20 protein-coding genes and 2 pseudogenes are annotated in these 19,868 nt (G+C 69.8%); 9 read left to right on the top strand and 13 right to left on the bottom strand.

Annotation, left to right across the window (positions count from 1 at the left end):
• Positions 1 to 8: 8 nt before the first annotated feature.
• Entirely contained in the window at positions 9 to 3,893 is a 3,885-nt protein-coding gene (locus tag OG842_RS43990; RefSeq protein ID WP_266738377.1) for a CHAT domain-containing protein, read from the top strand.
• Between the two features lie 1,002 nt (positions 3,894 to 4,895).
• Here OG842_RS43990 and ku (OG842_RS43985) read toward each other — a convergent pair.
• A pseudogene (ku, locus tag OG842_RS43985) lies at positions 4,896 to 5,342 on the bottom strand (non-homologous end joining protein Ku); the annotation flags it as partial.
• A 320-nt stretch (positions 5,343 to 5,662) separates the two neighbouring features.
• On the opposite strand from ku (OG842_RS43985), the gene OG842_RS43980 reads away from it, so the two are divergent.
• The 4 genes from OG842_RS43980 (at position 5,663) to OG842_RS43965 (ending at position 9,006) form a co-directional block, all read left to right on the top strand.
• Positions 5,663 to 6,364: an HNH endonuclease family protein gene (locus OG842_RS43980; RefSeq protein WP_266738379.1), complete on the top strand. Its 702-nt coding sequence runs from the start codon at positions 5,663 to 5,665 to the stop codon at positions 6,362 to 6,364.
• Between the two features lie 227 nt (positions 6,365 to 6,591).
• A complete protein-coding gene (locus OG842_RS43975; protein ID WP_266738355.1) occupies positions 6,592 to 6,858 on the top strand; it encodes a DUF3761 domain-containing protein in 267 nt (88 codons plus the stop codon).
• A 500-nt stretch (positions 6,859 to 7,358) separates the two neighbouring features.
• A complete protein-coding gene (locus OG842_RS43970) occupies positions 7,359 to 8,471 on the top strand; it encodes a NucA/NucB deoxyribonuclease domain-containing protein (protein WP_266738381.1) in 1,113 nt (370 codons plus the stop codon).
• A gap of 52 nt (positions 8,472 to 8,523) precedes the next feature.
• Complete coding sequence (locus OG842_RS43965; RefSeq protein WP_266738383.1) at positions 8,524 to 9,006, top strand: hypothetical protein; 483 nt, start codon at positions 8,524 to 8,526, stop codon at positions 9,004 to 9,006.
• A gap of 141 nt (positions 9,007 to 9,147) precedes the next feature.
• On the opposite strand, the gene OG842_RS43960 is transcribed toward OG842_RS43965, so the two are convergent.
• A complete protein-coding gene (locus OG842_RS43960) occupies positions 9,148 to 9,507 on the bottom strand; it encodes a transposase (RefSeq protein ID WP_266738494.1) in 360 nt (119 codons plus the stop codon).
• 4 nt (positions 9,508 to 9,511) lie between these two features.
• On the bottom strand, positions 9,512 to 10,102 hold the full coding sequence (locus OG842_RS45595; protein WP_443064101.1) for an ISAs1 family transposase: 591 nt from the start codon (positions 10,100 to 10,102) through the stop codon (positions 9,512 to 9,514).
• A 48-nt stretch (positions 10,103 to 10,150) separates the two neighbouring features.
• Here OG842_RS45595 and OG842_RS45590 point away from each other — a divergent pair, with 48 nt between their 5' ends.
• Positions 10,151 to 10,702: a hypothetical protein gene (locus tag OG842_RS45590; RefSeq protein WP_401879066.1), complete on the top strand. Its 552-nt coding sequence runs from the start codon at positions 10,151 to 10,153 to the stop codon at positions 10,700 to 10,702.
• Positions 10,703 to 11,008: 306 nt separating this feature from the next.
• On the opposite strand, the gene OG842_RS43940 is transcribed toward OG842_RS45590, so the two are convergent.
• Genes OG842_RS43940 through OG842_RS45585 form a run of 3 tightly spaced genes read right to left on the bottom strand, consistent with a single transcriptional unit; the run spans position 11,009 to position 12,119 of the window.
• Positions 11,009 to 11,164: a hypothetical protein gene (locus tag OG842_RS43940; protein WP_266738385.1), complete on the bottom strand. Its 156-nt coding sequence runs from the start codon at positions 11,162 to 11,164 to the stop codon at positions 11,009 to 11,011.
• 44 nt (positions 11,165 to 11,208) lie between these two features.
• Complete coding sequence (locus tag OG842_RS43935) at positions 11,209 to 11,571, bottom strand: hypothetical protein (protein ID WP_266738386.1); 363 nt, start codon at positions 11,569 to 11,571, stop codon at positions 11,209 to 11,211.
• Between the two features lie 29 nt (positions 11,572 to 11,600).
• Positions 11,601 to 12,119, bottom strand: coding sequence for an RNA repair domain-containing protein (locus OG842_RS45585; RefSeq protein ID WP_401879062.1), 519 nt, complete (start codon positions 12,117 to 12,119; stop codon positions 11,601 to 11,603).
• 489 nt (positions 12,120 to 12,608) lie between these two features.
• Here OG842_RS45585 and OG842_RS43920 point away from each other — a divergent pair, with 489 nt between their 5' ends.
• Positions 12,609 to 12,866 carry a DUF6225 family protein gene (locus OG842_RS43920; RefSeq protein WP_266738387.1) on the top strand — a complete coding sequence of 86 codons (258 nt, stop codon included), beginning with the start codon at positions 12,609 to 12,611 and terminating at the stop codon, positions 12,864 to 12,866.
• A 69-nt stretch (positions 12,867 to 12,935) separates the two neighbouring features.
• Positions 12,936 to 13,571 (top strand): hypothetical protein, encoded by a 636-nt coding sequence (locus OG842_RS43915; protein WP_266738389.1) that lies wholly within the window; start codon positions 12,936 to 12,938, stop codon positions 13,569 to 13,571.
• A 264-nt stretch (positions 13,572 to 13,835) separates the two neighbouring features.
• Here the strand turns inward: OG842_RS43915 and OG842_RS43910 are convergent.
• Positions 13,836 to 14,581: pseudogene (locus tag OG842_RS43910) on the bottom strand (ATP-dependent DNA ligase).
• Between the two features lie 20 nt (positions 14,582 to 14,601).
• Positions 14,602 to 15,537 (bottom strand): non-homologous end joining protein Ku, encoded by a 936-nt coding sequence (gene ku, locus OG842_RS43905; RefSeq protein WP_266738390.1) that lies wholly within the window; start codon positions 15,535 to 15,537, stop codon positions 14,602 to 14,604.
• A gap of 320 nt (positions 15,538 to 15,857) precedes the next feature.
• Here ku (OG842_RS43905) and OG842_RS43900 point away from each other — a divergent pair, with 320 nt between their 5' ends.
• Positions 15,858 to 16,559 (top strand): HNH endonuclease family protein, encoded by a 702-nt coding sequence (locus OG842_RS43900; RefSeq protein ID WP_266738391.1) that lies wholly within the window; start codon positions 15,858 to 15,860, stop codon positions 16,557 to 16,559.
• Positions 16,560 to 16,811: 252 nt separating this feature from the next.
• Here OG842_RS43900 and OG842_RS43895 read toward each other — a convergent pair whose 3' ends face one another.
• From OG842_RS43895 to OG842_RS43875, 5 genes are all read right to left on the bottom strand, one after another.
• Positions 16,812 to 17,225 carry an SgcJ/EcaC family oxidoreductase gene (locus tag OG842_RS43895; RefSeq protein ID WP_266738392.1) on the bottom strand — a complete coding sequence of 138 codons (414 nt, stop codon included), beginning with the start codon at positions 17,223 to 17,225 and terminating at the stop codon, positions 16,812 to 16,814.
• 233 nt (positions 17,226 to 17,458) lie between these two features.
• Positions 17,459 to 17,833: a hypothetical protein gene (locus OG842_RS43890; protein WP_266501900.1), complete on the bottom strand. Its 375-nt coding sequence runs from the start codon at positions 17,831 to 17,833 to the stop codon at positions 17,459 to 17,461.
• A gap of 69 nt (positions 17,834 to 17,902) precedes the next feature.
• Positions 17,903 to 18,367, bottom strand: coding sequence for a roadblock/LC7 domain-containing protein (locus tag OG842_RS43885; RefSeq protein ID WP_266501902.1), 465 nt, complete (start codon positions 18,365 to 18,367; stop codon positions 17,903 to 17,905).
• Between the two features lie 38 nt (positions 18,368 to 18,405).
• A complete protein-coding gene (locus OG842_RS43880; protein ID WP_266501905.1) occupies positions 18,406 to 19,182 on the bottom strand; it encodes a transcriptional regulator in 777 nt (258 codons plus the stop codon).
• On the bottom strand, positions 19,179 to 19,601 hold the full coding sequence (locus OG842_RS43875) for a hypothetical protein (RefSeq protein ID WP_266501908.1): 423 nt from the start codon (positions 19,599 to 19,601) through the stop codon (positions 19,179 to 19,181). The genes OG842_RS43880 and OG842_RS43875 overlap by 4 nt, the downstream gene beginning before the upstream one ends.
• Positions 19,602 to 19,868: the final 267 nt, after the last annotated feature.

Here is a 19,868-nt window from a genome sequence, read left to right as displayed (position 1 = left end):
ACACTCCGATGACGATACGTCAGTTGTTCGAGACCGGCCTTGCGAACTACCGCAACTGGCAGGACCACCAAGACCCCGAAGCGTTGCGGACCTCGCTACGAGCGTGGTCGACGCTCAACGAGGTCGTACCGCGCGGATCGGCCCTCCGCCCCCCGCTCCTCACCGAGTTCGGCCGGGCGCTGCGCGGCTGGGCCCGGCTCACCGGCGACCGGAGATGGCTCGACTCAGCCGTGGAGGCGAGCACCGACGCGGTGCGGGAGGGCGAGGAACAGGACCACCCCTACTTGAACGAGCAACTGTCCAACTTGGCCCTCGCTCTCTGGGAGAGGTTCCAGGTCGCCGACCGCATGTCCGACGTGGAGGAGGCGATCACCGCGGCCCGGCGCAGCATCACCCTCACCGCCCCCGATGCGGAGCGGCGCCCCAGCCGCCTCGACAACCTCGCCCAGATGCTCCTGAACCGCTTCGACCGCACCGGGTCGGCCGCGCACTACGAGGAGGCGTTCGCCGCGACCCGTGACGCCGCCGCAGCCATGCCACCAGGACACCCGCAGGCTCAGGTGACCTACTTCCACCTCAGCGAACTCGCGAGGGTCGGCTACGGGAAGACGCACGACCCCGGCGATCTCGACCTGTCGATCGAGGCGGCCCGCCACGTGATCGGCCTGACCCGCCCGGAGGAACCCCGCCACCCTCTGGCCTGGGCGGGACTGGCCCGGACGCTGCTGATCAGGATGCAGTTGCAGCGGCGCTCCGGGGACGACGTCCCGGCGGACGACATGGACGACGCGGTTCGGGCGGCACGCCGAGCCGTCGAACTGGGCGCCCCCGATGACCCGGAGTCCGGAAGCTGTCGGCTGCTGCTCGCCCAGAGCCTGCACTTCCGCGCCGAACCCACCCTGGCCCGAGCAGACCTGGACGAGGCGACGGCCTTGTACGAGCAGCTTCTGGTGGAGTCCTTCGGGACCGGCCAGGAGGCATCGGTGCGGGTGGAGCTCGCCACGTGCTTCGTACTGCGCCACCACCGGACCGGTGACATCCATGATGCCCAAGCCTCCGTCAACCTCCTCCGGCTCGCCGTCCAGGACTTGTCCGGCACGGACGAACAGACGAATGCACTGCTGCTCCTCGGGCCGAGCCTCTACACGCTCTACGACGACCACACCGGGAACGTCACGGACCTGGACGAGGCGATCAGGGCCGTGCGGCGGGGCGAGGCCCTGAGCGGCGGCGGTGCTGAGGGCAGCTTCGCCCTGGCGATGCTCGGCGAGCTGCTGTGCCGCCGTTTCGACGACTTCGGGGACCGCAACGACCTGGACGAGGCGCTGAAGGCCTGTCTCCGGGCCGAGCGGGGCGCACCCACAGGGAGTTTCCACCGCCCGTTCTTCCTGCGCACGATGGGTAGCGTTCTGCGGACGCGCGCCCTGTACACGGGCGATCGGACAGATTTCGACAGCGCCGTCGACGCCATCACCGAATGCGTCGCGATCACGCCCGGCGAGGGCCGGGAAAGAGCCGACGCACTGATCGGTCTGGGCAGCGCGCTGCACGCGAGGTATGAACACCGCGGAAGTTTTGAGGACCTACAGGCCGCGGTGGACGCCAAACGCGAGGCAGCGCGGATGAGCGGAGACCACACGGCACTCCGGGCCATGTGTCTCAATGGACTCGGGTTCGCTCTGCTGGCCCGGTTCGAGCGCACCGGGGACGGCACCGACCTGGCGGCCGCGGTGGACGTCTGCGACGAGGCGGTGCGGATCGTCCCGCCCGACCACCCCCTTCAGGACCGGTATCTGGCCAATCTGAGCCTGGCGCTGCTGAGCGCCCACCAGCACCGCCGGCGGCCCGGTGACCTGGACCGGGCCGTCGAGGCCGCCCGGCGCGCAATCGCCGCGACCCCGCCCGGTTCGCACCGGCGGTCGATGAACCTGTCCAACCTCGGCGTCGCCCTGCTGAACCGCTTCGACGAGGCGGGGGACGAGGAGGACCTGAACACCGCGATCCGGACCATGAGGGAGGCGTCGGATGCGGCCTCGAACGACCATCCCGACCAGGTGAAGTTCCTGTCGAACCTGACCGGGATGCTCCGCCGCCGTTCCCGGCTCCCCGGCCGGGAACACGACCTGCGCGAGGCACTGGACCGGGGCCGCGACGCGGTCGCGCGCTGCCCCGCCGACCATGCGAGCAGGGCCGGGTGCCTGTTCGACCTGGGGCACACGCTTCGCGAGGCGGGACTGACGGCCGAGGCGCTGGACGCCTTCCGCGAGGCTGCCCGGCTTCTGACCGGACCGATGTCGGTACGGCTGTGGGCAGCCCTGCGCTTGGGCGGGCTCGCCGCAGCGGACCGGCGGTGGACCGAGGCCCGGCAGGGCTACGGATACGCCGTCGAACTGCTGCCCCAGGCGGCCTGGCACGGTCTGGACCGAGACGACCGGGCCCAGTTTCTGGCGGATGCCAACGGCCTCGCCTCGGATGCCGCAGCCATCGCCATCGAGCAGGGCGACCTCGTCTCCGCGGTGGAACTGCTGGAACTGGGGCGTGGCGTCCTGCTGGCCCAGGCCCTCGACGCCCGCACCGAACTCGACGAACTCCGCGAACTGGACACCGATCTCGCCGACCGCATGGAGGAGGTCCGGCATCTGCTCGACCGGACGAGCACGACCACCGACATGCGGGAGGTTCCCGCAGTTGCGCAGGCGTTGAGGGCGCAGGGGAGAAGCGAAGCCGCCGCCGAATGGGACCGTCTGCTGGTACGGGCCAGGGCGCTGATCCCGGAGTTCCTGCTGCCACCCCCTTACCACCGTCTGCGGGAGGCCGCGTGCGACGGCCCGGTCGTGATCGTCAACATCGGACGGCACCGCTGCGACGCCCTGATCGTGACCGCCGAGGAGGAAGCGCCACCCCGACTCGTCCCGCTGAAGAGGATCACGCGCGAAGCGGTCGACAGCCGGGCCCGGGAACTGATCAACGTCTTCAGTAGTGATGCGGACACCGCCGCGCAGGAGCAGAACGAGGTTCTGGGAGCAGTTCTCGCGTGGCTCTGGACGGACATCGTCGAGCCGGTCCTCACCGCGCTCGACTGGCCGACACACCCGGAGCGAGGACAGGAACCTCGCCTGTGGTGGTGCCCGACCGGCGCACTCACCCTGCTCCCGCTCCATGCCGCAGGCGAATACCCGACTGCCGGGGGCGGCCAGGCCGGCCCTGCCCCGGATGCCTCCAGCCTCCTCGACCGTGCCGTCTGCTCGTACGCTCCGACCCTGCGCGCCCTCGTGGCCGCGCGGGACCACCTGGCCCCCGATGTCGGCAGACTGCTCGGAGTCGCCGTGCCGAGCGCCCCGGGCATGACCGTGCTGAGTCACGCGGTGCCAGAAGTCGGCTCACTGCGCGAGGAGTTTCCCACCATGACCGCATTGGTCGGCCCCCTGGCCACCCGTGCGTCGGTCCTCGAACAGCTCCAGTGCCACAGCCGACTTCATTTCGCCGGCCACGGCTCGCAGTACTCGCTCACCGGTGGCGCACTGCACTGCACGGATGCGTCGATCAGCCTGCGCGACGTGACCGCCCTCCGGCTCTCCGGCGCCGAACTCGCCTTCCTCTCCGCATGCGAGACGGCCCGAGGCATCGCAGACCTGGCCGACGAATTCGTTCACCTGGCCGGTGGACTCAACATCGCCGGCTTCAGTCATGTGATTGCGACCCAGTGGTCCATCAGCGACCTGCGCGCCCCGCAGGTCGCACGGCACTTCTATCGTGCCCTCCAGCACCAACCACCCTCCGGTGACTGCCGGCTTCCTGCCGCCGCGGCCCTGCGCACCGCAGTCCTCGGCCTCCGTGCCGCCCGTCCAGAATCCCCGGTGCTCTGGGCGCCCTACACCCACACCGGCCCCTGAGCCCGCCGTTCAGCACGCGCTGCTGTCGGGGATCTTGAGATCAGGAGCCGTCGATCACGGGGAGAGCGTTGCGCGGACGCGCTGTTTCCCCCTGACCGGGCGGGTGCTCGGGGCACCGATGCACCACTGTTGAGCGGCTGGTGCCGTACGAGGCAGTGGTCCGTACGATCGGGGACCATGACGACCCGCCGCCGACCGGGCTCCGGCCCCGCCCCCACCGAACACCGCTCCTCCGCCGCGGCGGACACCACCGTCACCGGCCCCGTTCATCCCCGGGTCCAGGCGGCCGACGCGGATCTGGACAGGGGCACGCTGTACTGCCCCGACCTCGCTCGCTCGCCGACATGCGGGCCCGCGGAGTGCTCGGCCACCGCCCCGCGGCACCGGATCCCACCCCTCGCGCATACGGCCACGGCACAGGAGCACAGACTGGCTTCGTTCATCTTCTGGGGTTCTGGCTCAGCTTCCGTGCAGCGGCAACTCTGCGTCACGACAGCAGGACCCGTTTGCGGAGAAGTTGGAACCCTGCGCGGCCGAACATTCCCTGGGCTGGCCACCGGGACGTCGCGTGGGGGTGGCCACCAATGAAGCTGGGTGTCCGCCCTATACGTCGTATCGGCGGCGCCTGCCACCCCCCGCGACGGCCGGTTCCCGCAGCTTTGCAGGTATGCGGGTCTTCGTCACCTATACGGTCCTTGGCCGACCGCAGCCCAGCCGACGGCGCTGTCACGTTGTTGGGTGTGTGAGTGCCTGATGGTGTGTCGGGTGTGGTGGGGTCGGGTTCCGGCTCCGTGCTCAGGCCGTGGTGGGCCGGCTTGCAGCGCCGGTGATCTGGTCCCAGATGGCGAAGCGGGTGGTCATCTCGGTGCGGTATTCGGGGGCGGTCATCAGGTGGCGGCGTGGTCGGAAGTGGGGTGAGATGCCGCTGAACGCGGACAGGAACTGCTGGGCTCCGCCGACGCTACGGAAGCCTTTCATGGCGCGTTCGCGCTGGCGGGTGGGCTGGTGGCGGTTGTGCCACGCGAATTTGGCGACCGCGACTTTGTCGGAGCGTTCCAGCGCCTTGCGGAGCAGGGTGTAGGGCTTGGCCGCGACCTGCCCGTCGATCGCGAGGTAGTAGCTGTCGCTGATCCGGATCGGATCGATGCTGTCGGCGTCGACGAACGCGACGATCTCGATCGCTTTCGCGGTGGGCAGCGGCATCTCGTCGAGCTCTTCGTCGGTGACCGCGACGATGTCGTCCTTGGTGAGCTCGTAGCCCTTGCCGATCTCTTCCTGCGGCACGACCTCGTCGTCGATCGAGCAGACCTTGCGGGTGCGGACCCGGCCCATGTCCTCCAGATGGACCTGGTGGAAGCGGACCGAGCGGTCCTCGGTCGCGCTGACGACCTTGATCGGGATCGTGACCAGGCCAAACGAAATGGCACCGGTCCACAAGGGCCGCGGCATACGCACCTCCAGGCCCCCCTGACGGGCATGGCCGGGAAGCGGACCGGCGCGCCAGGAGAAGGCTGCCTCCGATCGAGACCGGGGGCAGCGCGCGGCCGGGCCACCGCCCGTAGTCCGATCCTTGTGCGGGGCGGGAGTGATCGCATCACGAAGACGCCGGCCGGGGCCGTGGGCGGCCTTGTGTACGAGCAGGGACCAAGGGGGGCCGGGTGGACCAGAACCGCCCGCGGCCCGCCATGCACGCACCCGGTACGACTTCCCACCCACGCGGGTGACACCCGCCAGGCAGCAACGATTCTGCGCTGATCAGGGGCCGGAGCATGATCAGCGTGATTCGTCATCTGCGCCGAACCGCGCTCCTCACAGCCCTCTCGGCTCTCGCTGGGCTCGCGCTGACCGCCGCCCCCGCCACCGCCACCCCGGACGCCGGCCCCCAAGCCTCCACCGGCCAGGCCCCGTCCCTGCGTGAACTCCCCGAACCGCCGGACGCGGTCAAGGCCCGCGAGCTGCTCGCGGACCTGGTGGTGGCCGACGAAGACGATGTCCCCGGGTACTCCCGGGCGAAGTTCCCGCACTGGATCACCCAGTCCGGCACCTGCGAGACCCGCGAGGTCGTGCTCCAGCGCGACGGCCAGGACGTCGTCCAGGACGACCAGTGCCGCGCCACCAGCGGCACCTGGTACTCGGAGTACGACGGCCGCACGATTGAGTCCGCCTCTGGTATCGACATCGACCACGTCGTCCCGTTGAAGGAAGCCTGGCGTTCCGGGGCGTCCGAGTGGTCGACGCCCGAACGCCGCGCCTTCGCCAACGACCTGACCGACTCGCAGCTGATCGCGGTGTCGGCCGCCAGCAACCGGTCGAAGGGCGACAAGGATCCGGGGAGCTGGAAGCCGCCGCTGCAGTCGTACCACTGCACCTACAGCCGGGCCTGGATCAGCGTGAAGGCCACCTACCAGCTCACCGCCAACCCCGCCGAGGCTGCTGCCCTGGCCGAGATGCTCGACACCTGCGCCACCTGACCCCACCAGGCCGCACACCGGGCGGCACCGACCGGGCACCTGGCCCACGGTGAACCGCCGCCGAAGCGCCGGACGGACCCAGCCGCGCCCGCCCGCGCTTGACCCGCCGCGGGGGAGGCGACGCAGGAACCCGCTCCCCGGCCCGTTTCCCCCGCGGCGCCCACCCGTCCCCGGGCCCGGACCATGTGACAGCGGGCGCGGGAATCGACCCCGAAAGACATCACACCGTGTCCCTCACCTTCACAGCACCCGACCGCGGCGGCATCGCCCGCGTCGCGGTCACCGTGCTCGCCGTCGCCGCCGCGTTCCTCGTCCCGGCCGCCCGTGCCGGGGCGACCGCCGGATGCGCACCGCACACCACCGGTGTGTGCAGGGCCGGCAGCCCCCACCCGGCAGGCGCGACCGCGGAATGCAAGGACGGCACCCCCAGCTACTCGAAGACCTTCCGCGGCACGTGCAGCGGCCACGGCGGCGTCCGCTACTGGTTCAAGTAGGTTCACCGGCCGACGGTACGGCGGGGCCGTACCCGCCACGCGCGGCGGCCTCCAAGTAGACCGCGCCCGCCTTCCGCCCTCTGGGGATGGTGGGCGGATCCTGTGCGTGGATCTGCACCAGGCACACGAGGCGCGGTACGGAAGGGCCCTCCTCGCACGGCGCTCTGCAGCCCACGGCGCCCGGCGTCAGCAGGCTTTCGCCGCCTACCCCGCGATGCCGTTCGAGTCGCCAGCAACTTTGCAATAGTGCTTCTAGAGTTCGATTGCGACCTGGCTCCTCAGGTGACTTTCGGTCGGCTCGATAAGCCTATTGTCTGGAAACTTGCAATTCGCTTGATGGGGAGGGGGTCTGTCTATACGTTTGCTCACGTTGCAGCAGCCAAGGTTGTTGCGTCGGTCGTACGTGTGCCTGGCCGCAGCACAGCGCATCGCTCGGGGGAGCCAGTTGACACCTCCAGCCCTGCCCTGCTGCGTTCCGGGCCGTCAGGAGGGGGAATCAATTGAGCATCACACGTCAACGGATCGCGGCGGGCATCGGCGCGGCAGGCATCACAGCTGCCCTCATGACCGGCACAGCACCCGCCCATGCGCAGCCAACCGCCCAAGCACTGAATGCCGATTGCCACAAGGCCGTTCAGTCCGCCGCCGCGCGCGGCGAGCACACCGTCACCTGTACCCAGGCGACCGGGACAACGGCCGTCACGTCTACCGCGATGTCAGCGGCGGCCGGGCTGACTTGCAGGGCGGGCTACCTCACCTATGACCGGCACAAGGCGTGCTCGGTGAGCAGCCTGCGGTTCGACATCATTGAGGTGCCCAGCGGGAAGCTTCTGGGCACGATGAACATCCGGGTCACTCAGCGCACGTCGCTGGCGGCCAGGGACTCACGGACCTGGAAGCACACCATCGGTCTCTACCCGACCAGCGCCAGCGGGGCGGCGCGGGGCGTGGTCGCAAGCCTGAAGCTGAATTGCGGCAAGTCCGCGAAGACCAAGTGCACGGTGACCTCCGCTCCCGGTGCCAAGGGGCTGTCGGTCAAGAAGGAAACCAGCTTCCCGTTCGCCCTGAAATCACCCGGGTCGAAGACGCTCAAGCACAAGGAAACACCCGTCGTCACCCTGAAGGCGGCCGTCGGGTCACCTGCCACCGGCAGCCTCGCGCAGGCCGCCACCGTGCGCTGTGACTCTGTCAAGGGGATCACGACCAAGGCAGGCGGGTGTGTTCACCCCGGGTATGTTCCTGTCTTCGCGATGTCCCGCACCGACAAGAACGTCAAGGAAGCGGCGCAGCATGTCTGGGACGCGCAGCGCAAGCTGAAGGGGCATCCGGGGCTGCCCGGCGTGGGCAAGCCCCTGCACCGCACCACTGACAAGGCGCTGATTAAGAAGAATCGTGGCAAGGCCTGCCCGAGCAGTCTGCCCCGCCCGACGGGCAAGAGTTGCGACGAGTACCCCTTCGCTTCGACCAAGGAAGGCGGAGCGACGGGTGTCTTCAGCCGCAGGATGATCAACGAGAAGCACAACAGCACCGCCGGTGGATCCAAGTACCTGCTCAAGGTGTACAAGGACAATAGGATCCTGAACGGCGACGCCTTCTGGGTCGCCATCTCCTGACGCCGAGGAGGCACCCGGTATGCCGGAAGAACGCGGGAGTACCCGTGTGTGGGTGTATGCCCGTCAGTTCTACATCGTCGACCCGGACCTCGGTACCGACCAGGCACCGGACATCGCGGACGCCGGCAATGGGCTGATCGCCGTCGAGGAGGACGGGGCCAGCATTCTGACCGGACTGACCGTCGGACCGGTCGAGGTCACCGTCACCACGCACGTGTCCGAGCCATCGCTCCACGAGGGTGGCTGGGACGAGGCGGTGGAGACGTCGTTCATCTCCACCACCGGCTCGGCTCTTGTCACCTCCTGGGAGGACGGCGAAGCCGAGGACCTGCCCGACCTTGCCCCCAACGGACCGGGAACCTACCGCGTGCGTGTCCATGCCCGCGGCCGTGACGAGGGACGCGCCAAGGACAGTCTCGGCCCCGACGACGACCCGGTCGAGGTGTACCTGCTTCAGGTGTGGCCCGCTCCCGCGGCCGGAGAACGGATCATCCGCCAGACCGACCAGGTCGGCGACGAATGGCGCCAGCTCTAGAAGAACAACGGGTCCGCCGCCGCAAAGCGGCGGACCCGTCGCTGAAAGGCCAAGCCCAGAAATACCGCGGGTTCCACGCTATGCCGGGAGACGCAGCAGGAGGCCCAGGGCGGCGTCGTTCAGGGGTTCTGTCCGGTTTGATCACGTGATGCCGAGGGTGGCCAGCAGCCGGGTGGCGTTTCGGCTGTGTTTGCGCAGGCCGGCGGCGATGTTGTCGCAGCCGGTCAGACGGAGGGCGCCGATGGCCAGGTTGCGCAGTGCCGCCATGGCCCGGGGCGCGGTCCCGGTCCGCACCCGGGAGGCATCTTCGGCGAAGGTGGTGTCGCGCACGTGGTGGATCTTGTTCTCGATGCCCCAGTGTTCGCGTACACGGTGCGCGATCTCGGGAGCATCGGCCTGCTCGGCCGTCAGGTCGGTGACCGCGTAGACGCGTTCCAGGGTGACGGCGGCGTGGGAAAAGTCGAGGCCGCGGGTGACGGTGCAGGTCTTGACGCGGCGGATCTCGTCACGGCCGTGCTCCGTGGCGCGGGTCTTGTCCAGCAGCGGAACCTCCCGCCGGGGCAGCTGCTTGAGGTGCTGGTGCAGGCAGCGGCTGATTCCCCTTGATCACGGCGATGTAGTGGGCCTTCCTCTCCTCCACCAGGAAGCGGGCATGGGCTGTCTGGGAGTGCAGGGCGTCGAAAGTGACCACGGTGTCGGCCAGGTCGAGGTCGGCGAGCATGGGCCGGAAGACGGTGATCTCGTTGGTCTTGGGGCCGACCTCACGCTGGGCCGTGACCAGGCCGGTCCCGGTCATCGCGGCCAGAAGGTGGACCCGGGTGCCGTCGGCGCGGCGCGCGCCGCGAACGGTCTTGCCGTCCACAGCCAGCGAGCGGCGGGCGCGTCTGCCCAGTTCATGGTCGGGTGGCGGGCGGTCGGGGTCGCGGGCGGCGAGCCAGGCGCCGATCGCCTCGTCGAGAGGCGGCGCTGGACTTCCCGGGTGGCCGGGCGCCGGCCTGGGCCGACTACGTGTACTTCGCCCTGTCGGTATGACGACGTTCGGTACGACGGACGTCACGGTGATGTCACGGGAGATGCGCCGGACGGTGGCGGCCAACGCGACCATCAGGTCGGCAACGCCGCCCTGACCGGCTGCATGCTCGGCATGGCCGGCGAAGCCCTGAGCGCCTTCATGGCCGCCAGAAGTTCCCTGCGCGCCGGGAGCTGCCTCGCGCACAACAGCTTCACCGCCGACACCCCGGTCCGCCCGGATCGCGGCCAGAGCGTTCAGTCCGGCCGCGGCGAGGGTGTCGACGAGTCGGGAGACGGTCGGATCGGAGGCCACCGGACCGAACACTGCCGGCTCGGCCCGCAGCATCCCGACATCGGCCAGACAGTCCCCACCGAGCGCGACGCCGCCTACCAGGCTGTGCGCCGCCGCAACGTGGCCCGGCATCTCCTGGCCCGTCTCAACCGCGAAGGGCGCGGGACCAGGGTGGAGATCCACCCGCTGAACCAGTCGCAGGTGGCCAGGCCCCTGCAGCGGATGGTGGAGTACCGCACGATGAACGTCCGCCGCTGGGACCGCATCGTCGAGGCCTGGGCCGCAGGCGACGTCCAGGGCCTTGACGACGAGTGGACCACCGACGTTCTGCCCGACCTCGGCTCCCAGTGGGGCCAGTACGAGTACGTCACCAACATCGGCTTCGCCGCGTAGCCCCACTCGGCCGAAAGCCGACGCCTCCGGTGAGCTGATCAGGGTGGTGAACGGGCGAGTGCCCAGGCCGCAAGGACGAGGATGCCGTCCTCGCAGCCCTGCGAAATCAGCATGGACAAGGTCCCGTGGACGGGCCTCGTCCTGCTGGCGGGGGCTGTCGCCGCCAGGGTGACCGGCGCTCACGGCTGGATGCTCTGACCTGACGGGGCGGGGTAGCCCTGCGGAACATGCGAAGCGACCGAGGGGCCACCCCAGGAGCACCGTCCTGTCAGGGCACTCATGTCCGACCGTACGAGCCGCGGTGGGTCACCGCCCGGTGAGCTGCTGCATCCGCGCCCGGGCCCAGGCTCCGCTGCGCAGTACCGGCGAGCGGACGAGCGTCAGCAGCCGCTGATACTCCGCCTCACCCTCTGGTTGAGGCTCGTCCCGGCGCCGGCCGACTTCCAGCCCCTGCCCGTTCACGCGGATCGCCCCCGCCAGGGGCCGGGCGGAGCACATGGTGCCGGTCAGTGGATGCCGGCTGTGGCCCAGGCTGTGTGGACCTGCCACAGGGCCTCGGTCTCCCACGCGGGTACCGCTCGGAGGAACACCGCGTCGGAAGTGACCCCGATGCCGGCGGCAGAAGGGCTGGCGGGTGGCTGGGGGAGGGCCGTGGCGAGGTTGTTGATGGCGTCGGCCGCGGCCCGGTACGGGGCATCGGGCAGTCCGGCCGCACTGCCGGTCTCGGTTTCGTCCTCGACGGCGTCGGCGAGCTGGGGCAGCACCATGGTGTCGAGTACGTGCACGTCGTGAAGCCACGACGGAATGGCAGGCAGCACACAGGGGTGATCGGGGTGCGAGGCCATCCGGGCAGGGTTCCAGTTCTGCACGCTCACAGGGTTGCCTTTCGAAGAGATCGTCAGATCAGGGGATGGGTCCGGTCTTTGGCAAGACGATGCCGTCTGGCTGGCGGCCGTGTCCGCACGAAGCCGGACTCCGGCACGAAGCCGAAGAGCACATTGACGTGCGGCGGCCACCGGTGGATCTGCGGATCGTGATCCCGGCGGATGTCCTGGATCGGCGGCCACAGCTCGGCAGGCGGGATCCACGCCACCGCCGTGCGGGCTGTCGGGGGACACGTCGAGGCCGCCGACCTGCCGGAGCTCATGTCGAAGCTCGGGTCCGCTTGCGGGTCCGGCACCCGGCCGACGCCTGACGCGTCGATGCGGTTCACGCCCGTGGCCCGGTCCCAGACCACCTCGCCGTCCGCCTCGATGAACACCACCCGGTGCCACGGGATGTCGCCCCCGGGCACGAAGGAAGCCAGCGAGATGCGTTTGAAGGCATCCCCGCGCTGGCTGATCCCCAGCACGAACCGAGCCGGGTCGAACCGCAGGTCCCAGCGGACCCGGTGATAGATCTCGCCGCTGGTTCGCATCACGCCTCCTCTCCCGCCCTCACGCCTTCTCTTCCTCCAGAGTGCCGCCCACCCGGCACGACCAGCACCTGCTCGACCTGGCCGACGGCAGCGGCGTGCCCGCACCGACCTACCCGCGGCCCAGGCCCGGCACAGCCTCGCAGCCGCGTGTTGTCCCGGCACCGGGCACCTGCGCGGCTACAACCTCAACGACCAGACCCGCTCCTTGAAGATCAACCGCAACGACTGTGGCTGAACATCCGAGGCGAACACGACGAGACCACCATGTGCCCGGCCAGCAGAATGCTGGCCGGGCACATGGTGAGGGCTGGGCCGTCCCTGACGCTGACTGACCGCGCGGGCGCCCGGTACGGTATCCACCGGCTGGGCCTGCTTCACCACTGGTGATCAGCTTTTCGACCCAGACCCCTGTACCCCGGATCAGCGCTCTGGCCCGGGGTACAGCCGTGTCTCCACCAGCAACACCGCCTGGCTCGGCACTCTGTGCGCATGACCGACGTCTTTGACCACGCCCCGCAGGTATGGAACGCCGCGCAGCTCCGCGCAGCACTCGAGGGCCTGCCCGGCGACACCCCCATTCACATCGGTGTCGCCGAAGACCCCGGCGATTTCGGCGGGTACCGCGAATCCGTCCTTGTCGACGCCCACCGCTCTCTTTGCCGACTGGACGCCCGGAGAGTACGACCTGCTCGACTGAACCCGCGACGCCGCAGGCGAAGGACTTCGTGCCGTACCCCGCACGGTTGAGTAGCGCTTCATGGTGCCTGGGTACGGCTACTCATGCGGCACGCAACGTCGACATCTACCGTCACACGCATGTCCAAGAGCCCTGTACGCAGAACACGAGTCTCCGGGCGGTCCGTCCTGTATGCCGTTATAGGGCTTGTGACGGTGGCGCTGCTGGCCGCCTCCGTGGTGGCGGGAAACGCCGTGTGGAACGGCGCTCCGTACCCTACGGCCGACCCCGACGTGGTTGCCCAACGGCTCAAGGCACGGTCCGACGAGGTGTACGGCGGCTTCGGGCTTCCTGAGAAGTACGCAGCCGACAGCGGCAGGTTCGATACCGGCGCCTGCTACTACCGTGGGCTGAGGGGCATCGCCCACATTGACAGGGGACGAAGGGACGTCCGCAGCTTCGGTCTCGACTGGAGCGTGCCCGGCGTCCCCGAAGCTGCTGCCCGGGACGCGCAGCGGCGCGTGCGCCGGCAACTGGCACGGAAAGGCTGGACACTCACCCTCGAAGGCGATCGCGCAGGCGCGAGCTTCCACGAACTGGGCTTCCGATTCGAGGACCCGGAAGGCGGCGACCAGATCGACGTGCGGTGGAACGACTTGACCACCACTCTGTTCATCAGCGTCTACGCGCCCTGCGGGAAGGTTCCCGACGGCTTTGTGGGCTACGACTGGGGCGAGGCGGACTGGCACCCGAAAAAGCAACCCACCAGGACCTGAACAGGGTCCTCCCAACCTTGAGGACGGGCCGAAGACGGTGGGGCCAGCCCGCACCTGAGCCCCGGTGCCGCAGGTGCCATCCGGTGCTGCTCCGCTCGCCGCCAGCGGCATGCGGATTCGGAGCGTTCCTCGTCTACGCCAACCCGGCCGTGCGGGAACCGCTGGGCACCGCTGTGGGCATCGGCACGGTGCTGGGCATGGTGACGGCCCTGAGCATGCGATCCGCAGATGGGACTGCAACCTCGGCAGAGGACGCGCCCAGGGTCAGGTGATGTCGTCCGGTGCGAGGTCGGGGCGCAGCCGGTGCCATGAAGGGTGTCGCAGCAGCCCCGCCCGGGTCCTGGTCGCGTAGCGGACCGGCCGCGGCCGGGTACCCACCCGCCCACGACCACATCAACGGTCCGCACGTTCCGGACCTTGACCCACGAGCGGGAACGGACACCCGGTTCGTACACCGACGCAAGCCGCTTCGCGACCACACCCTCCAGCCCCGCGGCCCGGGTCATCTCCAGGGCCTGCGCCCCGTGCCCGACGACCGCCGCAGGCGTCGACCAGTACTCCCCGTCGAGCCCCAGGCCCTCCAGGAGGGCGCGACGCTCGGTGTACGGAAGCCCGGTCAGGCCGCGCCCGTCCAGATACACCGCATCGAACAGGACCAGATGCGCTGGCACCAGCCGCGCCATCCGGGCAGTCTTCGCCGCCGAGGTCAGGCCCATGCGGGACTGCAGCCGCTCGAAGTCACTGCGCCCCTCCTCGTCGAGTGCGACGATCTCGCCGTCCAGGACCGCGGGCCGGCCGAGCACGGACCCGAGCCCGGCAAGCTCCGGGTAGACGGCGGTGATGTCCGCCCCGGACCGGGACCGCAGGACCGTCGTCCCGTCGCCCGGCAGATAGATCATGGCCCGCTGACCGTCCTGTTTGACCTCGAACGCGAAGTGGTCCTCGGTGGCCGCAGCCGGCAGGGCGCCCGGTGTGGCGAGCATCGGAGCGATCCGCGGCAAGCGCACCATGACCGTCCTGCTCCGCGCCTTCAGGACGCGCTGCGCTTCTTCGCGGCCGCGGTCTTCGTGGCGCTCTTCTTCGCCGTGGTCTTCTTCGTGGTCTTCCTGGCCGCGGTGGTCTTCTTCTTCGTGGTCTTCTTGCGGGGCTGCATCGTGTGGACGGTGGCGTCCTGGTCGTGCTCGCCGCGGCTCTCCTTGGCCGCCTTGACGGAGGCGTTCAGGGCGGCCATCAGGTCGACGACCTTCCCGGCCTTCCGCTCCTCGCCCTCAGCAGGCTCCGGGAGCTCGGCGCCCCCGGACTTCGCCTCGATCAGCTCCTCCAGGGCGTCGCGGTACTCGTCCCGGAAACCAGTGATGTCGTCGAGGGCCATGGTGTCGGTGAGCTGGACGGCCCGCTCGATCTCCTCCTCGTCCAGGTCGACGTCCTTCGGCCTGAGGGACTCGGGACTGCGGATCTCGTCGGGCCACCGCATCGCGTGCAGCACGATCGCGCCCTCCCGCACCCGGAGCAGCCCCAGCCTTTCGCGGTTGTGCCACGCGAACTTGGCGACGGCGACCTTGTCGGACCGCTCCAGCGCCTTGCGGAGCAGGGTGTAGGGCTTGGCCGCGACCTGCCCGTCGATCGCGAGGTAGTAGCTGTCGCTGATCCGGATCGGGTCGATGCTGTCGGCGTCGACGAACGCGACGATCTCGATCGCTTTCGCGGTGGGCAGCGGCATCTCGTCGAGCTCTTCGTCGGTGACCGCGACGACGTCGTCCTTGGTGAGCTCGTAGCCCCTGCCGATCTCCTCCTGCGGCACGACCTCGTCATCGATCGAGCAGATCTTGCGGGTGCGGACCCGGCCCATGTCCTCCAGATGGACCTGCCGGAAGTGGACCGATCGGTCCTCGGTCGCGCTGACGACCTTGATCGGGATCGTGACCAGGCCAAAACTGATAGCTCCGGTCCACAAGGGCCGCGGCATACGCACCTCCAGGCCCCCCTGACGGGCATGGCCGGGAAGCGGACCGGCGCGCCAGGAGAAAGGCTGCTTCCGGTCGAGACCGGGGGCAGCGCGCGGCCGGGCCACCGCCCGTAGTCCGATCCTTGTGCGGGGCGGGAGTGATCGCATCACGAAGACGCCGGCCGGGGCCGTGGGCGGCCTTGTGTACGAGCAGGGACCAAGGGGGGCCGGGTGGACCGGAACCGCCCGCAGCCCGCCGCCACACACCCGGTACGACTTCCCACCCACGCGGGTGACACCCGCCAGGCAGCAACGATTCTTCGCCGATCAGGGGCCGGAGCATGATCGGCGTGATTCGTCATCTGCACCGAACCGCGCTCCTCACAACCGTTTCGGCTCTCGCCGGGCTCGCGCTGACCGCCGCCCCCGCCACCGCCACCCCGGACACCGGCCCCCGAGCTTCCACCGGCCAGGCCCCATCCCTGCGTGAACTCCCCGAACCTCCCGACGCGGTCAAGGCCCGCGAGCTGCTCGCGGACCTGGTCGTGGCCGACGAGGACGACGTCCCCGGCTACTCCCGGGCGAAGTTCCCGCACTGGATCACTCAGTACGGCACCTGCGACACCCGCGAGGTCACGCTCCAGCGGGACGGCCAGGACGTGGTCCAGGACGACCAGTGCCGGGCCGTGTCCGGCACCTGGTACTCCGAGTGCGACGGGAAGACGGTCGCCTCCGCCTCCGGTATCGACATCGACCACATCGTCCCCCTCAAGGAAGCCTGGCGCTCCGGCGCATCGCAGTGGACAACGTCCGAACGGCGCGCCTTCGCCAACGACCTGACCGACTCGCAGCTGATCTCGGTGTCGGCCGGCAGCAACCGGGCCAGGGGCGACAAGGACCCCAGGAACTGGAAGCCCCCGCTCAAGTCGTACTGGTGCACCTACAGCCGGGCCTGGATCAGCGTGAAGGCCACCTACCAGCTCACCGCCAACCCCGCCGAGGCCGCTTCCCTCTCCGAGATGCTCGACACCTGCGCCAGCTGATCCCACTGACGGGCGGCGCTGACTGGTACGCCGGCCTGATGAGCCGTGCCGGACGGCCCATCAGCGGTCGGCCCGCTGCGGGGGAGGAGAAAACAGCATGAAGAGGGCGAGGCAGGTGAAGCGCTGCCGCCCTAGATGATCGATTCCAAGGGTCAGTGGTCATAGACGGTCAGTGAGCGGGTGTCCAACTCTCATCACACACTGACGTTGGACACCATTGCCGCGTGCGCGCAGCGAATCCGTCCGAATCGATCAGTCGGCGACGACCCCCGTGTTCTGGCAGGCGGTCAGCAGCCAGCGGCCGTCGTCCTGCTTGGTCATCACATACAGAGGGGCCCCCTCGCTCTCGTCGTCCGGGCTCAGGTAGCGCTGACGGACCTTGACCGCCGCGACATCGGGGCGGATGAAGAGCACGTGAACCACCTCGTAGCTGACCTTGCCGTCCCAGTTGGCCGCAGGGAGCACCTGGCGGGTGAACTCCGATATCGCGTCGAGGCCGATGAGAACCTTGCCGTGGGCCGTCGTCCAGACCGCGTCGGGGTGGAAGAGGGCGAGGAATTCGTCGGGGTCCTTGTGCTGCTGGGAGTGCTCGACGGTGGCAACGACCTGCTTGACGGCTTCGATGTCTGCGGCGTACGCCGTGGGTTCCGTAGTCATGTGGACCATGGTGCAACCTCAAGTATGGTTGAGATCAAGAGAGTGATCGGCGCGTTCGCCGTCCGCGCGCAGCTCCTCGTTCTCCCGACCTCTCCGGGCTGCCGCTCGGGCGTTCTTCGCCCACCGGCGCAGATCGTGTTCAGGCGGTCGGCCGATGTCCAGGCCCGGGTATCGGACGACCGGGCCGATGGCGGGGGACGCCGCGCCCGGCGGGGCGCGGCGTCGGCGCTGAGGCCGCCGGGTCAGACCTCCAGTTCGGCCTCGATCCGCTTCAGCTGGTGGCGGGCCATCGCCAGGTTGGCGCGGCCCTTGTCCAGCACCAGGTACAGGAAAAGGCCGTTGCTGCCTCGGGCCTTGAGCAGCCGGATCAGGTGGTACTGGCCGCCGAGTGTGATCAGGATGTCCTCGATCTCGTCCTGGAGGCCGAGGTGTTCCATGGTGCGGAGCTTGGCGCGTACGACATCGGTGTTGCCCGCGGCCGCGACCTCCAGATTGAAGTCCTTGCCGCCGCCGAGGGTGCCCAGCGCCATTCCGCTGGTGTAGTCGACGAGGGCGACACCGAGGGTGCCCTCGATCGACGTCATCGCTTCCTTGAGTGACGCTTCGGTGTTCGACATGCGTGCTCGTTTCCTTTCCTGGCCGGCCGGGTCGACCGGATCCTTGGGTTGTCTGCGGGGCATGTGGTGTTACGTGCGGCGCGGCAGCGGGCCGGGCCGCGGGGTGGGCGGCTCGGGGGCGTGGGCCGGGGGTGCCGGGTGTGCGGCGCGTTCCAGCGCGGCGTCTATCAGTTCGCCGATGCGGGTGCCTGCCCGGCGGCCCTCCAGATGGAGCCTGCCGACGTTGATCCGGTCCTCGGCCAGCAGCGTGAGGACGGCCGAGGAGCCTGCGGCGTACGTCGCGATGTAGCCGGTCCCGCCCCGTACGAGAAGTTCGCGGAAGCCGCTCCGGCCGGTCGCGTCCGTCATCCGGATCGCGACGCCGAGCGCGGCCGCGGTCAGTGCGGCGACGCCCTCCGCCTCCACGCCCGGCGTGTCATGGGCCAGGACGAGACCATCGGTGCTGGCCGCCAGAGCGCCGGAGAGGAGCGGGACCCGGGCCCGTAGTCTCTGGAGTTCGGCCAGCACATCCTGCGCTTCGGCCTCGGGCACCATCAGCTGTCTCCTCCCGGCACGCTGTCTGAGCGCGCGTATCACAGGGCCTCCAATGCGTCTCGGAGCTGGCGCAGCAGCGCGACGTCGGGGTCGGCCGTGACCTCCGGAAGCGCGATCCGGCCGGGGGCGGCCGCGGCCGACAGCTCCCGTACCGCTTCGACCAGTCCGGCCGCGGCCAGGCGGTGCAGATCGACCAGGACATGGAACGCTGGCCTGCCCAGCTCCTGGGCGATGTCCGATGCGGTGCGTGCCCCGTCCACGAGATCGAGCACGCGGCGCCGGCCCGGCGGAACGGGTGCGTCGACGGAGCGGCCCGTCCGTACGAGCGGTGCGCTGTCGGTCACCGCGTCGGGCCAGATCCGTTCCAGCAGCTCCCGGCGCCGGAGCGTCTCGCGCTGCACGGCATCGACGGGGACGGGGCGGACGGGGCCGATCCAGTGGGAGACCCCGTAGCGGAATCGGGCCGGGGTCCGGGTGGGGGCGAGTGCGAAGAACGCCGCGTCGTACAGCGCGCCCAGGTGGCACAGCTCCAGCGCCCCGCCCGGCACCCGCCCGCTGTCCACCAGATAGCGGCCGACCCGTTGCCCGGCGCCCGCCCTGGCGACCGCCTCCCACCAGCCGTCGCGGTGCAGGGCGCCGCCCGTGGTGAGCAGGACGTCGATACCGGGTGTCGCGGGGCTTTCGGCGTGCACCACCTGGCCCTCGGCGAGGTACAGGGTGCCACGGTCGCGCATCAGGGCGCCGGTGGCGCGTTCGGCGGCGAGGCGCTGCAGCATGGGGGAGAGGGGCGCGACCGGGGCGGGGGCGGTTCTCATGCCAGGACCAGACGCTGGGCCATCTCGCCCAGCCGTATCCGGGCGAGGGCCAGATTGCCCTCCGCGCGGTCGAGCCAGAGATGGACGAAGACGCTGCTGTCGAAGGCCGTCTCGACGAAACGGAGGATGTGGTACCCGGCCCGGGTGGTGACGATGACGTCTTCGACCGGGGGCGGCGCTCCCTCGACTGCCCCTTCGGGTAACGCGGTGGGCGGTTCGGTGGCCTCCCGTGCGAAGGCGGGCTGCTCGGCCGCCATCCGCGCGACCTCGGCCGTCTCCGCGGCGGTCGCCTCGTGGTCGCCGTTGGGCGATTCGCCGATGGTGCCGAGGGCGAGGCCGCTCGTCCAGTCGACCACCGCGGCGCCGCGGGCGCCGGGCAGCCTCATGACTTCGAGCAGGCACTCGTCGATTCCGGGCACGCGCAATCCCCTCCCGACGTGGCGTACGGCTGTGACCCAGAGGCTACGCAACGTGCTTGCCCCAGGTGGCGGTTCTGGCATTTTCCATGGGTACATGCGCAAGAGATCTCCGGAGGGCGGGCCGGACCCGCCGCTCGGGCCGGATCGGCTGGGAAGCGATCCGGGACGACACCCAGGTTGCGGTCCAGGCCCCACAATCGTTCACCGGCCCGCCCGACTTCTGGACTGCCGTGAAAGCGGCTGCGGACGGCTACCGGGCCGACCGGC

Origin of the sequence: Streptomyces sp. NBC_00376 (assembly GCF_036077095.1) — a bacterium.
In the GTDB taxonomy this organism is placed as follows: Bacteria; Actinomycetota; Actinomycetes; order Streptomycetales; family Streptomycetaceae; genus Streptomyces.
This window is presented reverse-complemented; position numbering and strand designations above follow the sequence as displayed.

Bases quoted from the DNA above. Each gene is read 5' to 3' on its own strand.
- ku (WP_266738390.1), bottom strand. From the start codon at position 15,537: ATGCCGCGGCCCTTGTGGACCGGAGCTATCAGTTTTGGCCTGGTCACG.
- OG842_RS43990 (WP_266738377.1), top strand. From the start codon at position 9: ATGACGATACGTCAGTTGTTCGAGACCGGCCTTGCGAACTACCGCAAC.
- OG842_RS43895 (WP_266738392.1), bottom strand. From the start codon at position 17,225: ATGGTCCACATGACTACGGAACCCACGGCGTACGCCGCAGACATCGAA.
- OG842_RS43885 (WP_266501902.1), bottom strand. From the start codon at position 18,367: ATGGTGCCCGAGGCCGAAGCGCAGGATGTGCTGGCCGAACTCCAGAGA.
- OG842_RS43900 (WP_266738391.1), top strand. From the start codon at position 15,858: ATGATCGGCGTGATTCGTCATCTGCACCGAACCGCGCTCCTCACAACC.
- OG842_RS43890 (WP_266501900.1), bottom strand. From the start codon at position 17,833: ATGTCGAACACCGAAGCGTCACTCAAGGAAGCGATGACGTCGATCGAG.
- OG842_RS43980 (WP_266738379.1), top strand. From the start codon at position 5,663: ATGATCAGCGTGATTCGTCATCTGCGCCGAACCGCGCTCCTCACAGCC.
- OG842_RS43920 (WP_266738387.1), top strand. From the start codon at position 12,609: ATGACCGACGTCTTTGACCACGCCCCGCAGGTATGGAACGCCGCGCAG.
- OG842_RS43880 (WP_266501905.1), bottom strand. From the start codon at position 19,182: ATGAGAACCGCCCCCGCCCCGGTCGCGCCCCTCTCCCCCATGCTGCAG.
- OG842_RS45590 (WP_401879066.1), top strand. From the start codon at position 10,151: ATGGCCGGCGAAGCCCTGAGCGCCTTCATGGCCGCCAGAAGTTCCCTG.
- OG842_RS43915 (WP_266738389.1), top strand. From the start codon at position 12,936: ATGTCCAAGAGCCCTGTACGCAGAACACGAGTCTCCGGGCGGTCCGTC.
- OG842_RS45585 (WP_401879062.1), bottom strand. From the start codon at position 12,119: ATGCGAACCAGCGGCGAGATCTATCACCGGGTCCGCTGGGACCTGCGG.